Origin of the sequence: Roseibium litorale (genome assembly GCF_014842915.1) — a bacterium.
GTDB classification, from domain to species: Bacteria; Pseudomonadota; Alphaproteobacteria; order Rhizobiales; family Stappiaceae; genus Roseibium; species Roseibium litorale.
The window spans coordinates 22691-37862 of record NZ_JACYXI010000016.1; the positions used below are offsets into that span (position 1 = coordinate 22691).

Annotated in this window: 10 protein-coding genes; 5 read left to right on the plus strand and 5 right to left on the minus strand. The window is 60.9% G+C overall.

The genetic code is table 11. The features are described from left to right. Positions 1 to 176: 176 nt before the first annotated feature. Together gltB and IG616_RS19855 are read left to right on the plus strand one after the other, a co-directional pair. A complete protein-coding gene (gene gltB / locus IG616_RS19850) occupies positions 177 to 4910 on the plus strand; it encodes a glutamate synthase large subunit (protein WP_192150276.1) in 4734 nt (1577 codons plus the stop codon). Positions 4911 to 5000: 90 nt separating this feature from the next. After that, the gene (locus tag IG616_RS19855) at positions 5001 to 6443 is read left to right on the plus strand and encodes a glutamate synthase subunit beta (RefSeq protein WP_192150143.1); all 1443 of its coding nucleotides are present in this window, start codon (positions 5001 to 5003) and stop codon (positions 6441 to 6443) included. Between the two features lie 78 nt (positions 6444 to 6521). On the opposite strand, the gene IG616_RS19860 is transcribed toward IG616_RS19855, so the two are convergent. The 3 genes from IG616_RS19860 to IG616_RS19870 all read right to left on the minus strand — a co-directional run bounded on the left by IG616_RS19860 (position 6522) and on the right by IG616_RS19870 (position 10503). After that, positions 6522 to 7706: an SGNH/GDSL hydrolase family protein gene (locus IG616_RS19860; protein WP_209007840.1), complete on the minus strand. Its 1185-nt coding sequence runs from the start codon at positions 7704 to 7706 to the stop codon at positions 6522 to 6524. A 36-nt stretch (positions 7707 to 7742) separates the two neighbouring features. Continuing rightward, positions 7743 to 9023 (minus strand): lytic murein transglycosylase, encoded by a 1281-nt coding sequence (locus tag IG616_RS19865; protein WP_192150145.1) that lies wholly within the window; start codon positions 9021 to 9023, stop codon positions 7743 to 7745. 106 nt (positions 9024 to 9129) lie between these two features. Next, positions 9130 to 10503 (minus strand): outer membrane beta-barrel protein, encoded by a 1374-nt coding sequence (locus IG616_RS19870; RefSeq protein WP_209007842.1) that lies wholly within the window; start codon positions 10501 to 10503, stop codon positions 9130 to 9132. Positions 10504 to 10812: 309 nt separating this feature from the next. Here IG616_RS19870 and IG616_RS19875 point away from each other — a divergent pair, with 309 nt between their 5' ends. From IG616_RS19875 to IG616_RS19885, 3 genes are all read left to right on the plus strand, one after another. Further along, the gene (locus IG616_RS19875; RefSeq protein ID WP_192150149.1) at positions 10813 to 11826 is read left to right on the plus strand and encodes a KpsF/GutQ family sugar-phosphate isomerase; all 1014 of its coding nucleotides are present in this window, start codon (positions 10813 to 10815) and stop codon (positions 11824 to 11826) included. 156 nt (positions 11827 to 11982) lie between these two features. Then, positions 11983 to 12750 (plus strand): motility protein A, encoded by a 768-nt coding sequence (locus IG616_RS19880; RefSeq protein ID WP_192150151.1) that lies wholly within the window; start codon positions 11983 to 11985, stop codon positions 12748 to 12750. Between the two features lie 26 nt (positions 12751 to 12776). Next, positions 12777 to 13628, plus strand: coding sequence for a flagellar motor protein MotB (locus tag IG616_RS19885; protein WP_192150153.1), 852 nt, complete (start codon positions 12777 to 12779; stop codon positions 13626 to 13628). Between the two features lie 35 nt (positions 13629 to 13663). On the opposite strand, the gene IG616_RS19890 is transcribed toward IG616_RS19885, so the two are convergent. Both IG616_RS19890 and IG616_RS19895 read right to left on the minus strand, forming a co-directional pair. Next, complete coding sequence (locus IG616_RS19890) at positions 13664 to 14116, minus strand: NfeD family protein (RefSeq protein WP_192150155.1); 453 nt, start codon at positions 14114 to 14116, stop codon at positions 13664 to 13666. Continuing rightward, the gene (locus IG616_RS19895) at positions 14113 to 15117 is read right to left on the minus strand and encodes an SPFH domain-containing protein (RefSeq protein WP_192150157.1); all 1005 of its coding nucleotides are present in this window, start codon (positions 15115 to 15117) and stop codon (positions 14113 to 14115) included. Before IG616_RS19895 ends, IG616_RS19890 begins: the two co-directional genes overlap by 4 nt. Positions 15118 to 15172: the final 55 nt, after the last annotated feature.

Genomic DNA, 15172 nt, shown 5'->3' on the forward strand with positions numbered 1-15172 from the left:
GAAAGCCGATGCGGCAACGTAACGGGTCGCCAAAACGAAGGCGAGCCGTTAAGTATTTCGACAGAGCCGGGGCTGAAAGCCGGGGTCGTCGCACGAGTCGTGTCCGGACAGGATGCGGCGCGAACGGGATCCGGCGCTTGAACCACGGCTCAGACCGGGTAATCGTGAGGGCGCAAATGATCAACGAAGAGCTGACAACCAGCACAGTCATCGAGGCAGGGGCAACGGGCGCGGACAAAACCGCGACCAAAACCACCCTGACCGACCGTCTGGAGCTGGCTGCCGAGAAAGGGCTCTATAATCCTGCGCGCGAACACGATGCCTGTGGTGTGGGCTTTGTCGCCCACATGAAGGGTGTCAAGTCGCACCGCGTCGTCGCTGACGGCCTGCAGGTCCTTGAGAACCTGACTCACCGCGGTGCGGTTGGTGCCGACCCTCTCATGGGCGATGGCGCCGGCATGCTGGTGCAGATCCCGCACGACTTCTTCGGTGAAGAGTTGTCTGCGCAGGGCATCACCCTGCCGGAGCCGGGCAAGTATGGCGTCGGCTTCCTGTTCATGCCGCAGGATGCTGATCTGCGCGCAAAGTGCGAAGCCATTGTGGAGCGCGTCATCAGTGAACAGGGCCAGTCCGTCATCGGCTGGCGCGACGTTCCGGTCGACAACTCGTCCCTCTCCAAGGCGCCGGACATTGCGGCAACGGAACCCGTTTCCCGCCAGGTGTTCATCGCTTGCAACAACTGTGAAGATCAGACGACCTTCGAGCGCCGCCTGTTCGTGCTGCGCAAGGTTGTCTCGAACACGGTTCGCGCAGAAACCAACGCGGTCAAGAGCGGCTTCTACCCGGTCTCCATGTCGAGCCGGACCATTGTCTATAAGGGCATGTTCCTCGCGTTCCAGCTGGGTGCTTATTATAAGGACCTGCAGGACGAGCGGTTCACCTCTGCCCTGGCTCTGGTGCACCAGCGCTTCTCGACCAACACCTTCCCGTCCTGGGACCTGTCACACCCCTATCGCATGGTCGCCCACAACGGTGAAATCAACACGCTGCGCGGCAACGTCAACTGGATGGCAGCCCGTCAGGCTTCTGTTTCCTCACCGCTGTTCGGTGACGACATCACCAAGCTGTGGCCGATCTCCTATGAGGGCCAGTCCGACACCGCCTGCTTCGACAACGCGCTCGAATTCCTGGTGATGGGCGGCTACTCGCTGGCGCATGCCGCGATGATGCTGATCCCGGAAGCCTGGGCCGGCAACCCGCTGATGGACGAAAACCGCCGCTCCTTCTACGAGTACCATGCCGCAATCATGGAACCGTGGGACGGACCGGCAGCCGTTGCTTTCACTGACGGACGCCAGATCGGCGCGACGCTGGACCGCAACGGCCTGCGTCCGGCCCGTTACATCGTCACCGACGAAGACTTCGTGATCATGTCCTCCGAAGTTGGCGTTCTGCCGGTTCCGGAAGAAAAGATCGTCCGCAAGTGGCGTTTGCAGCCGGGCAAGATGCTGCTCATCGACCTTGAGCAGGGCCGCATCATTTCCGACGAGGAAATCAAGCGCGAACTCTCGACGGCGAACCCCTACAAGGATTGGCTGCACCGCTCCCAGATCGTTCTGGAAGACATGCCGGGCGTGCGCGAACGGGCTCCGGTTGCCGGAGAAAGCCTGCTCGACCGCCAGCAGGCCTTTGGCTACACCCAGGAAGACATCAAGCTGCTCATGCTGCCGATGGCAACCGTCGGGCAGGAAGCCATTGGGTCCATGGGCACGGATACGCCGATCTCGGCGCTCTCCGACAAGTCCAAGCTGCTTTACACCTATTTCAAGCAGAACTTCGCGCAGGTGACGAACCCGCCGATCGACCCGATCCGCGAAGAACTGGTCATGAGCCTGGTGTCCTTCATCGGCCCGCGCCCGAACCTGTTCGACCTGAAGGGTCTTTCGACCTCCAAGCGCCTTGAAGTGCGTCAGCCAATCCTGACCAACGAGGACCTGGAAAAGATCCGGGCCATTGGCGATATCGGAGACAACCAGTTCTCGGCCAAGACGCTCGACATCACCTATTCCGCCCAGCGGGGCGCGGATGGGATGGAAGACGCTCTGGAAGAGCTCTGCCAGCGCGCGGAAAAAGCCGTCACCAACGGCTACAACATCATCATCCTGTCCGACCGCCTGATCAGCCGGTCGCGGATCGCGATCCCGGCCCTGCTGGCGACCGCTGCCGTGCACCATCACCTGATCCGCAAGGGCCTGCGCACCTCCGTGGGTCTCGTGGTTGAAACCGGCGAAGCCCGTGAAGTTCATCACTTCTGCGTTCTGGCCGGTTATGGCGCCGAGGCGATCAACCCGTATCTGGCATTCGAGACGCTGCTGTCCATGCATGCCGAGCTGGACTTCCCCGAGGAAGTCGACGCCGGTGAAGTGGTCCGCCGCTACATCAAGTCCATCGACAAGGGCATCCTCAAGGTCATGTCCAAGATGGGCATCTCGACCTACCAGTCCTATTGCGGCGCCCAGATCTTCGACGCGGTCGGCCTGTCCAGCGCTCTCGTGGAGAAGTACTTCTTCGGCACGGCAACCTCTATCGAAGGCATCGGCCTGAAGGAAGTCGCAGAAGAAACGGTCATCCGTCATGCGGAAGCATTCCAGGATGTCGCCATCCTGCGCCGCTCGCTGCAGGTCGGCGGCGAATACGCCTACCGTATCCGCGGTGAAAGCCACATGTGGACGCCGGACTCCATCGCTGTCCTACAGCATGCTGTCCGTTCCAAACTGCCGGAAAAGTACCGCGAATTCTCGAAGATCGTGAACGAGGAAACCGGACGCTTTGCGATCCGTGGCATGTTCCGCATCAAGGGCGCCGATGAAATCGGCCGCACGCCGGTGGACCTTGCCAAGGTTGAGTCCGCAGAGAACATCGTGAAGCGCTTCGTGACCGGTGCCATGTCCTTTGGCTCCATTTCCCGCGAAGCTCACTCCACGCTGGCCATTGCCATGAACACCATTGGCGGCAAGTCCAACACGGGCGAAGGTGGCGAGGAGCCGGAACGCTTCAACCCGCTCCCGGATGGCTCGTCCAACCCGCAGCGGTCTGCCATCAAGCAGGTGGCTTCCGGCCGCTTCGGTGTTACGACCGAGTATCTCGTCAATTCCGACATGATCCAGATTAAGGTCGCCCAGGGTGCAAAGCCCGGTGAAGGCGGCCAGCTTCCGGGTCACAAGGTCGACGCGGTCATCGCCAAGGTCCGTCACTCCACGCCGGGTGTGGGCCTCATCTCACCGCCGCCGCACCATGACATCTACTCGATCGAAGATCTGGCTCAGCTGATCTACGACCTGAAGAACGTCAATCCGGAAGCCGATATCTCGGTGAAGCTGGTGTCGGAAGTCGGTGTCGGCACGGTTGCCGCCGGCGTTGCCAAGGCACGCGCCGACCACATCACCGTGTCCGGCTATGACGGCGGCACCGGGGCCTCCCCGCTGACCTCGATCAAGCATGCCGGCTCGCCGTGGGAAATCGGTCTTGCCGAAACCCAGCAGACCCTGGTGCTCAACGGGCTGCGCTCGCGCGTTGCCCTTCAGGTCGATGGCGGTCTGCGGACCGGCCGTGACGTGCTCGTCGGTGCGCTTCTGGGCGCGGACGAATTCGGCTTCGCAACCGCTCCGCTGATTGCTGCGGGCTGCCTGATGATGCGCAAGTGCCACCTGAACACCTGCCCGGTCGGCATCGCGACCCAGGATCCGGTACTGCGCAAGCGCTTCAAGGGTACGCCTGAGCATGTCATCAACTACTTCTTCTTCGTTGCAGAAGAAGTCCGTGAGCTGATGGCTGCCCTCGGGTTCGAGAAGCTGGACGACCTGATCGGCCGGTCCGACATCCTCGACAAGGAACAGGCGCTCAATCACTGGAAGGCTCAAGGCCTCGACTTCAGCCGCATCTTCTTCCAGCCGGAAGCAAAGCCGGAGGAGGTCCGCTGGACCGAGCGTCAGGAGCACCCGATCGTCGACATTCTCGACCGCCGCCTGATCGCAGCTGCAAAGCCGGCCCTCGACTCCAAGGAGCCGACCATCGTCGACGAGACCATCTGCTCGGTCGACCGGTCTGCAGGCGCAATGCTGTCTGGCGAGATTGCCAAGCGCTACGGTGCCAAGGGCCTTCCGGACAACACGCTGAAGATCCAGCTCAAGGGCACGGCAGGCCAGGCGTTCGGCGCTTTCCTCGCCAAGGGCGTCACGCTGGAGCTCTCCGGCGATGCCAACGACTATGTCGGCAAGGGCCTGTCGGGTGGCCGCATCATCGTCCGCCCGCCGGAAAACACGCGGATCGTGGCAGAAGACTCCATCATCGCCGGCAACACGGTGCTGTATGGCGCGACCACCGGTGAGTGCTACCTGCGTGGTGTCGCAGGCGAGCGGTTCGCGGTCCGTAATTCCGGCGCCCTTGCAGTTGTTGAAGGCGTGGGCGACCATGGCTGTGAATACATGACGGGCGGTGTGGTCGTGGTCATCGGTCAGACCGGCCGCAACTTCGCGGCGGGCATGTCCGGCGGCATCGCCTATGTGCTCGACATGGAAGGCACCTTCGGCACCCGCTGCAACCTCGCAATGGTGGAACTGGAACCTGTTGAGGAGGAAGACGACCTGCTCGAGAAGCTGCATCACCACGGCGGCGACATCGAGCACAAGGGCCGCGTCGACGTGACGGGCGACATGACCCGCCACGATGACGAGCGCCTGCGTCAGCTTCTGACCAAACATGTTCAGTACACCGGATCGGCCCGGGCACAGGCGATTCTCGACGACTGGGCAACCTATCGTCCGAAATTCGTGAAGATCATGCCGGTTGAATACCGCCGCGCCCTTCGCGAAATGGAAGAGAAACGCCTCGGCATGGCCGCTGCCGAATAAGCAGGATCTGGAAGCACCGCACGGCTCTCGGGCGCCCAGGCGCCCGGTCGCAGCCGGAACCATGAAACGAGATTTGTGAGGGAGGTCGCCTTGGGAAAGGTAACCGGATTTTTGGAGATCGACCGGCAGGAACAGAAGTATCAGCCTGCCTCTGACCGTATCCGCCACTTCAGGGAATTCACGCTGCCGCTGGCAGAGACCGAAGTCGAGCGCCAGGCAGCCCGCTGCATGGACTGCGGCATTCCCTTCTGTCATGGCCCGACCGGCTGCCCGGTCAACAACCAGATCCCGGACTGGAACGATCTGGTTTATCAGGGTGACTGGGATCTGGCCCTGCGCAACCTGCATTCGACCAACAACTTCCCGGAATTCACCGGGCGCGTCTGCCCCGCCCCGTGCGAGGAAGCCTGCACGCTGAATCTGGAAGACGTGCCGGTCAACATCAAGACCGTCGAACAGGCGATTGCCGACAAGGGCTGGAACGAGGGCTGGATTGTTCCGGAACCCTCCGCCACCAAGACCGGCAAGGCTGTCGCCATCGTCGGCTCCGGCCCTGCAGGCATGGCAGCTGCCCAGCAGTTGACACGCGCCGGCCATACGGTTCACGTCTATGAGCGTGAGCCCAAGGCAGGCGGTCTTCTGCGCTATGGCATTCCCGACTTCAAGATGGAAAAGAAGTACATCGACCGCCGCGTGGCGCAGATGGAAGCGGAAGGCGTGACCTTCCACTACGGTGTCAACGTTGGCGTGACCGTCAGCCTCGAAGAGCTGTCCGAGCGTCATGACGCCGTGATCCTGTGCGCAGGCGCCGAGCGTCCACGCGACCCGGGGGTCGGCGGGATGGAGCTGGAAGGCTGCCATTGGGCGATGGACTATCTGGTCCAGCAGAACCGACGCGTTGGCGGTGAGCCTGAAATCGGTCCGGACAGTCTAGTCGGCCCAATCTGGGCCGCGGGCAAGCACGTCGTCGTCATCGGCGGCGGCGATACGGCCTCCGACTGCGTCGGCACGGCGTTCCGTCAGGGCGCCCTGTCCGTTACCCAGCTCGACATCCGCCCGATCCCGCCGCTGAAAGAAGACAAGCTGAACATCTGGCCCTATTGGCCGACCAAGTTCCGCACTTCCTCCTCTCAGGCCGAAGGCGCAGAACGCGAGTTCTCCGCAGCAACCCTGGCTCTGGTTGGCGAAGATGGCCACGTAACCGGCGTCAAGTGCGCACGCGTTGATGAAAAGCGCCGCCCGATCGAAGGCACCGAGTTCATTCTGCGCGCCGACCTGGTGATGGCCGCTATTGGTTTCTCCGGCCCGCGTCTGGACACGTTCATCGCAGCTGCTGGCGACAAGCTGGAGCTGGATGGCCGCACCAACGTCAAGGCCAACACCGAAGACTACAAGACCAGCTTGCCGAATGTTTTCGCCGCCGGCGACGTACGCAAGGGCCAGTCTCTGGTCGTCTGGGCCATCCGCGAAGGCCGTCAGGCTGCCCGCTCGGTCGACGAGTTCCTGATGGGATCGAGCAACCTGCCGCGCTGATTGCACGCCAACAAACAAGAAAAGGGCTCCGGTGTTCCTGCACCGGAGCCCTTTGTCTTTTGGACAGGCTGAAAATCTTCAAGACCCGCCTGGCGCTTTCCAGACGGTGCTGTCCGCCCGGCCTTCCGGTCCCTTGCGGGCTTCCCCCAGAATGAAAAACCTGCGGGCGGCGTCAACTGCAACGCCTTCATACGGGACAGGCCCGTTTCCGTCCTGACCTCCAAGAAGCTGGTCTTCCGGCGCTGTCGTGCGCCCGGTCAGCACAATAAAGTTCGGGTCGTCCTCCACCCCTTCAAAGGCCATTCCACCGTATCCGCCCAGCAGCCGGGAGAGCTCCCGTTCAACGAAAAACGCGACCTTCCGGTAACCGTCCCAGGTGAACCCAACCTTGTCCGCATCACGCAGGCGCGCCCGCTTGCCGTCCACATCGGGACCGAAAGAGTCGTACTCGCCGTTTTCGGTCAAGAAGATGTCCCACACGTCCACATACTTGCCGCGGTTTTCCTCCGTGCCCGCCTGGAACAAGCTGTTCAGGAGGGTGAAATCCGTGTTGGTCAGCGGATTTCCTGTCGGCGGCAGCCCAACCCAGATCAGCTGCTTGCGCTCCTGACGGATAGAGGAAACGAGCGCGGAGACCTTGGACGAATAGGCCTTTTCCCAATCGGCGGTCGCGAACTCGACAGGCGGTTCACCCGCGAAAGGCACCGCGAGATCGTGGCGGCCCATCATCAGAACGACGGCCTTGACGTCTTCTCCACGGATCCGGGCGGTAATCTCCGTACCCCAGTCCGGAACACCGGCACCGGCAAGGCCTGACTTTTCATGGATCAGCGTGTCTACGCGCACCATGGATTTGTCCGCCAGCGTATAGCGCAGCCCCTCCGCAACCCCCTTTGCCATCTGATCACCAGCCACAAGGATCACTCCCGCATCCGGATCCTTTGGCTTGGCCTGGAATGCGGGAGCAGTATTGGCCGCTCTTGGCCGCTTGACGGCTTCAGAGGGACTAGTCCGGGTTCTGGCTGGGCGCTTTGTTTCACCGAAGCCAAACAGACGGAAGAGAGGCCGGAATCCCGTGGAATTACCCGGCGCGGGCCGGATCACCGCACCGCCGCTGCTCTGCGCAACAGCGTCAGGAGCGGCAAGTCCCCACAGGCCCAGGCAAATCGCCCCGCAAAGCAGACCCGGCACAAACCAGGAAATGCCTTGACGCCGGACCCGTCCCGCGATCAGGTCTGCCAGTTTCCGTAAGAGTGTAAGCACGGCCATCCGTTCCGCCAGATCTGTCTGACGGCAATTCTAGCCGTCCATTTTGATCCGGGCTAGCAAAACAACAGAGGCATAGCCGTCAGGGATGATGCCACGGGACTTTTGATAGGCCCGGATACCCGCCCGCGTTGCCGGCCCGATGATTCCGTCAGCAGTGCCGACATTGTAACCGCGCCGGTTCAGCTCATGCTGCAGCTCAGCCGTCTCATCCCGGTTCAGCGGCAGATATTCCCGCGCCCAATCGCCTGCCAGCTCGCTGCCGCCATTGATCCGGTCAGCCAGATGGCCAACGCCCAGCGCATAGGCCGTGGCATTGTTGTAGCGTTTGATAACGTAAAAGTTCCGCAGCATCAGAAACGCCGGGCCCTTGGCGCCCGCGGGCATGACCAGAATGGCATCGTCATCCGGACGGGGGAAGGACCTGCCATTCACCCGCTCCACGCCCTGCCGCTCCCAATCCTTCAAGGCCAGCGTGGTCTTGTCATCGGCAAGATTGAAATTGAAGTTCCGCGGCAACCGGACCTCATAGCCCCAAGTCTTACCGGTCTGCCAGCCGTGCTCTTTCAGATAGCGGGCCGTCGAAGCAAGCGCATCGGGAACGGACGTCCAAATGTCCCGGCGGCCATCACCGTCATAGTCAGCCGCATAGGCCTGCCAGCTGGACGGCATGAACTGGGTGTGGCCCATGGCACCTGCCCAGGAACCTTCCATGTCCTCGAAACGGACGTGACCGGCTTGAACGATCCCCAACGCCTTGACCAGTTCGCTGCGCCAGAAGTCATTCCGGCGGGGAGCAGCATAGGCAAGCGTGGCAAGCGCACGGATCACATTGTGTTTGCCCATGTAGCTGCCGTAATTGGTCTCCATGCCCCAAATCGCCAGCACAGCCTCCCGGTCCACGCCGTAGCGCTCTTCGATCACGGCCAGAACGTGAGAATACTGCTGCAGCATCTCTTTGCCGCGCGCGATCCGCGCTTCAGAAACGGCACTGTCCAGATAGTCCCAGACCGGTTTCACGAACTCCGACTGCTTGTCCATGAACTTCAGCGTGTCAGGATCCGGGTCCATGTTCCGGAAAACATGCTTGTAGGTCGAAGACGAAATTCCGGCCGCCTTGGCGGTCGGCCAGAACCCGGACACGAAACGGTCGAACCCCGGATCCGCGAAGGCCTGGCCAGCGGACAGCGTCAAGCTCGCCGCCGCCAACGGACCCGCCAGCCAACGGGCTGTCAGCCGTTTGGTCAGGGAAGAGCGGATAGCACCGGCACGGTTGCTGCGGTGCGTTTTGGGGGCGTGTCCGAAGCTGCTCATTTTGGGCAAGACCTCTCGTCTCTGGGTACTCTAACTCTTCTGCCGGGCAAAACCATGGCAGGACGTACGGGCTTTTTTTTTCGCGGCCGTCCGGATGCCGCTTTCTTCAGTGCCGGATCCGGATTCCGGCTTCGATCCGGTTCTCGTCATAATCCGCTCCAGCAGTGGAGCTATCGAAGGACCGGTAGCTGTAAGTCGTCAGAAGCGCGATATTCCGGGTCAGAGCGAAGGTTGCCGACGCCCTGCCGGTGATAGTCGTCTCGTCGATCGACACGCCTTCATAGGTGCGGAAGCTGTAGCCAGCACCCAGCTCTCCTGCGAGCCGGTCACTGAAGCTGTGCGCAATCCGAAGATCGCCCGAGTAAATGATCGAGCCCGACGACCCATCGATATCCGTCGAGGCGAACTGCGTCCCCAGACCTGCCGTCACAGTCGTCAGACGCGTCGGGGACCAGACAATGGAGCCATCCGCAATCAGTCCGGCCAGATCCTTCAGGCGGTTGTCGTCCAGACGTTCCAGCCGCCAGCCCGCACCAAGTTCACCGCGCAGCTTCGGCCCCGCATCGACTGTCACACCGCCGCGCAGCTGGTATCCATTGGCATCGCGCTTTTCGCACAAGGCATCGGAGCAAGTCTTGTCATAGCGGCGCAGCAGCAGAGAGCTCTCAACGAAGGGAGCCAGAACAGCCCCTGTGTTGCCATCGAGCCGCAGGCTCGCCGAATAGACCGTGTTGTTGCGCCCATCCTGAGACACAGACCCCGAAGTGCTGTCGTAGGTATTGCGATCGAGCGCCCCGCGAAGCGTCACAGACAGAATACCGGCATCCCGGGTTCCGCTCAGCGACGCGTTGTATTGATGGACATTGTCGCTTCCGGACGCCGTTTCTGCCGTGCCGGAATCTTCCTGTGACAGGCTGTAGCCGAGCTGACCGTTCAAAGTGGTGCCTTCGGAAACGTCCACTCTCAAGGCAGCCGAAGTGTTCAGGCTCTTGTCAGCGTCCGTGGCATCGTCAGGATAGCCTGCATAGCTGCCGCGGAGGCTCAGATCGAGCTGGTGCCGCGACCAGTTTGAGCGTGCGGAAACCGAAGGGGCAAAGCGGTAGAATCCGGCAGACTTGCCGCCCACCGTTCCGGAGGCATTGTCCGTTGCACCGCCCATGACGGTCAGTTCGGGAAGGATCGTGAAGGTTCCGACCCGGAAACCCTCGGCCTGATCGAAGGTGGTGTCGCCATCAAAAACGCCATCATCCGCCCGGCTCAATCCCTGAGGCTGTAAACGCCGAACGGCTTCCACCCGGTCCGAGAAGGGCCGCACCGGCACTGTCCGCCCCGTTGCCCCCAGACCTGTCGAGCCCGTTTCTGCTTCCGCGCTGTTTCCCGAAAGCCGCAGAGCGTGAACATTCGCATAGACAGGTGATCGCGGAGCTGCAGCATCCTCTGCTTGCGCTGGCCCGTTGGTCAGGTCCGTATTGTCCTGCAAGTCCGCCGTTCCCCGCAAGCCCTGGTCAGCCGTCTGCGCTTCCGCCCCCGCGAGGGAAGAAACAACGAGGCCTAGGCCCAAGAATATCGCGCGGTTGAGCGTCAAAACAATTAATCCAGATTCCCGGCATGATGAGGCCTACACACTGCCCCGACATGGTTAATTGTTTGTTTCCAGCTTGCAGAATGCGTCCGCCGAACCGATTGAAATTTCCAGCCAGAACCACGCTGCCGCTTCCTCTCTTGCAGCCCTTGCCGCGCTGGCGTAGACACGGACTGGCTGGGCAAAGAAGAATGACAGGACACGAGAATGCCACTCACCAAAGCCGAACAAGCCGATGGCCTTCAGGACCGTGCTGAGTTTCAGTATCTGGCCTCTGCCCTGCGGACACTCGAAACCGAGATCGAGGGTCTGCGTGCGCTGGACATTGCGCTGAGCAACGGCCTCTCTGGCCCGTTCAACGCAGCTGCAGAGCTGATTGCGTCCCTGCCCGGCCGGGTCATCGTCTCCGGCATTGGCAAAAGCGGCCATATCGGAACCAAGCTGGCTGCCACCCTGGCATCCACGGGAACACCGGCCTTCTTCGTTCATGCGGCGGAAGCAAGCCATGGTGACCTGGGCATGATCACCCGGAACGATGCGGTGATTGCCCTTTCCTGGTCCGGAGAAACGAAGGAACTGGCCAGCATCGTGGCCTACACACGCCGGTTCAAGGTTCCCTTGATTGCGATCACGTCACGGGAGACCAGTGCACTCGGCGCGGCGGCGGATATCGTCCTGCATATGCCTGACGTTACAGAAGCCTGCCCGCATGGTCTTGCCCCCACGACCTCCGCTCTGCTTCAGATGGCAATCGGAGACGCCCTGGCAATCGCCCTTCTGGAAGGCCGTGGCTTTACCGCCCAGGACTTCCGTATCTTCCATCCGGGCGGAAGCCTGGGAGCCAGCCTGAAGACGGCCCGTGACATCATGCACCGGGGCGAAACCATTCCGCTCGCGCCCGTTGGCACACTCATGCGCGACGCGATTGTCCTGATGACTCAGAAGGGGTTCGGAACGCTTGGCATCACCGATGACAACGGTCATCTGATTGGCGTTGTGACGGACGGTGACTTGCGCCGGCACATTACGACCAACTTCCTCGACAAGCCGGCCGAAGACATCATGACCCGCACACCCAAGACCATTGAGCCAGGTTTGCTTTCAGGAGCCGTTCTGGAACTGGTCAACAGCTCGGGTATCACTTCGGTCTTCGTTGTCGAAAATGGCCGGCCCGTCGGCATTGTCCACCTTCACGACCTGCTGCGCATTGGCGCAGCGTGAAACGAACCATCCCTGGCACTTTTCGCCGGTTTCACGACAACTTGTAGGACAATCGTAAAACTCAGTCCGCCCCGGTTAGGAATTGATTAGCCTTGCCGCTCCTAATATGGCGCCAAAGTCACAACGGGCCTCCCGCCCTGAATTTTGGTGTGCGTTATGGATCTGGCGACAATTGTCGGCATTGTCGGTGCTTTCGGGATTGTGGTCGTCGCCATTTTCATGGGCGGCAGCTTCGGGCAGTTCGTTGACATCCCCTCAATCCTGATCGTGTTCGGCGGCGGGATCATGGCGACCCTGATCCGGTTCCAGCTGTCGGATGTAGGCAGTGCTTTCGGCACCGGCTTCAAAGTGGCCCTCGCTGGCAAGGGTCCCAGCCCACGCGACCTGATCAACGAAATCACCCATCTTGGCGAAATCGTCCGCAAGTCCGGTCCGCTGGGCCTGGAAAATGTCGACGTGTCAGATCCGACGCTTGCGAAAGGCGTTCAATACATCGCTGACGGCTATGAACTGGACTTCATCCGTGAATCCATGGAACGCGAGCGCGATCTGCAGCTCTCCCGCCTGTCGGAAGGCAAACGCGTCATGAAGGCTCTGGGGGACTCCGCACCCGCGTTCGGGATGATCGGGACACTGGTTGGTCTGGTGCAGATGCTTGCCAACATGGATGACCCCTCCGCCATCGGCCCCTCCATGGCCGTCGCCCTGCTGACGACCCTCTACGGCGCGCTCATTTCAAACGTGATCTGTCTGCCTCTGGTGGACAAGCTGGATGCCAAATTCGACGTCGAGGAAATCAACCAGACGCTGATCATTGACGGTGTGCTGCAGATCCGTGAATCGAAGAGCCCTGCTCTGATCAAGGAAATGCTGATCGCCTATCTGCCCGAGAAAGTCCGCGCGACCATGCAAGAGGCCGCCTGACCTCGGGCTGAACGGAGAAATAGACCGTGGCAAGAAAGAAACCTCAAGGCGGAGGTGCTCCCGAGTGGCTGGTGACATTCGCCGACCTCATGTCCCTGCTCGTCTGCTTCTTCGTTCTGATCATCTCCTTCTCTATCCAGGACAAACAGAAGCTTCAGGTCGTTGCCGGCTCCATGCGCGAAGCCTTCGGCGTCAAGGAAACCTCCAAGCGGAATGGCATCATCGAGATCGAGGGCATTCCAGTCCGCGAATATATGAAAAACGTTTCCCAAGTGAATCAGGAGCTGGATTCAGATTTCTCCGCGGAGCGCCATGACCAGCGGACAAAGCAGGGTCCGGAAGCGAACACCTACGACACAATGGAAGCGGATATCGAGAAGCCGCGCCAGTTTGCGACCGCCGCGGCCTCCCTGCGCCAGGCCTGGCAGGAAATGCCGGAAATCACCGAGATTTCCACGAACATCATCCTTGAAGAGACGGAAGAAGGCCTCAATATCCTTCTGGTCGATCAGGATGGCCGGTCCATGTTCAGGGAAGGATCAAAATACCCCTACGAGACCACCCGCCGGCTCTTGGCCAAGATGGCACCCGTTCTCTCCCGTATGCCAAACCGGATTGAAATCACGGGCCATACGACGGCTGGCCAGCAAACGACCGATCCGAGCTACACAGGCTGGGACTTGTCTTCCGAGCGCGCCAACATCGCCCGCCAGATCTTGAACGAATATGGCGTGCCGGATGATCAATTCGCTGCTGTAATCGGCAAGTCGGATACGGAACCCATGTTCCCTAACGACCCCTACCTTGCCGCAAACCGGCGTATCGGCATCCTGCTGAAGGCAGAGGCCCCGCCGGTTCCGCCGGGGCACAAGCTCTAAGTCACGGCGCTTGAATTTTGCTGATCCGCAGACTGTCAGACTGCGGAAACGGCAAGCCTGACACCCTCAACAGCATCCACGCGCACGCGGGCTCCAGCGGGTAGATCTGGTCCGGAAACCCGCCAGACCGTGTCGTCAATCGAAAGACGGCCAGTGCCTTGCTCAATCGGCTCATCGAGAACGAAAGTCCGCCCCACGTAGCGGCTGCCGCGCTTGTTCAGGCCTGGATCGCCCCGCTCCGAGGCAAGCCGTGCCATAAGGCGGCGGCCCGTGAACAGGGTCACGAAAGACAGAACCAGAAAAATGACGACAGCGGTTTGCCAGCTGAGGCTGACAAACAATGCGAGGGTGCCGACCAGGATCGCCGACACGCCGAACCAAAGAAATACGGACCCCGGCGCAAGAATTTCGAGACCGAGAAGCAGAAGACCTGCGATCCACCAGTTCCACGGTCCGAGCTCCGCAAAAACCTTGGCGATTAAAGTCATGCGTCATTCTCCGGACGGCCGGTGCTCGGCACCCGGCCGGGACGTGGGGCAGGTGAAGATCCGCCTTCCGGGGAAGCAGAGCCGAACGCCTCCTTGGCGATCTCACCGATACCGGAAAGCGAACCCAGCAGGGCGCTTGCTTCCATGGGCAGGATCAACGTCTTCTGATTGCGGGAATTCGCCAGTTCCTTGAACGCTTCCACGTATTTCGTTGCAACGAAGTAGTTGATCGCCTGGACATTTCCGCCGGCGATGGCCTCGCTGACGAGTTGGGTCGCCTTGGCTTCCGCCTCTGCCGCACGCTCACGGGCTTCCGCGTCCCGGAATGCGGATTCCTTGCGGCCTTCCGCTTCCAGAATGAGTGCCTGCTTCTGGCCTTCGGCCTTGAGGATTTCCGACTGGCGCTTGCCTTCGGCCTCCAGAATGGAAGCGCGCTTGTCGCGCTCTGCCTTCATCTGACGGGCCATGGAATCCACCAGATCTTTCGGCGGATTGATGTCCTTGATTTCGATACGGGTGACCTTCACACCCCAGGGCTCGGCAGCCGCGTCCACCACGTGCAGAAGCCGGGTGTTGATCTCGTCACGATTGGACAGCAGCTCATCAAGCGCCATGGAGCCCATCACCGAACGGATGTTGGTCATGGTGAGATTGAGGATCGCGTTCTGAAGGCCTAGCACCTCATAGGCAGCCCGTGCCGCATCCAGCACCTGATAGAAGGTGATGCCATCCACCATGACGGTGGCGTTGTCCTGGGTAATCACTTCCTGGGACGGAACATCCAGGACCTGCTCCATCATGTTCAGCTTGTGGCCAATGCGGTCGATGAAGGGGATGATGAAGTTCAGACCAGGGGAAAGTGTCTTCCGGTACCGTCCGAAACGCTCGATCGTGAAATTGTAGCCCTGAGGGACGGTCTTTACGCCCGCAAAAATGACGAGAATCGCCAGGAATGCGAGGACAATCAATACGATGTCGAACCCGAAAAACTCTTGTGACATGGAAAACCCTCCGCCGTGCCTAGAACCGGCACACAAAACCAAGGACACTTCCTAC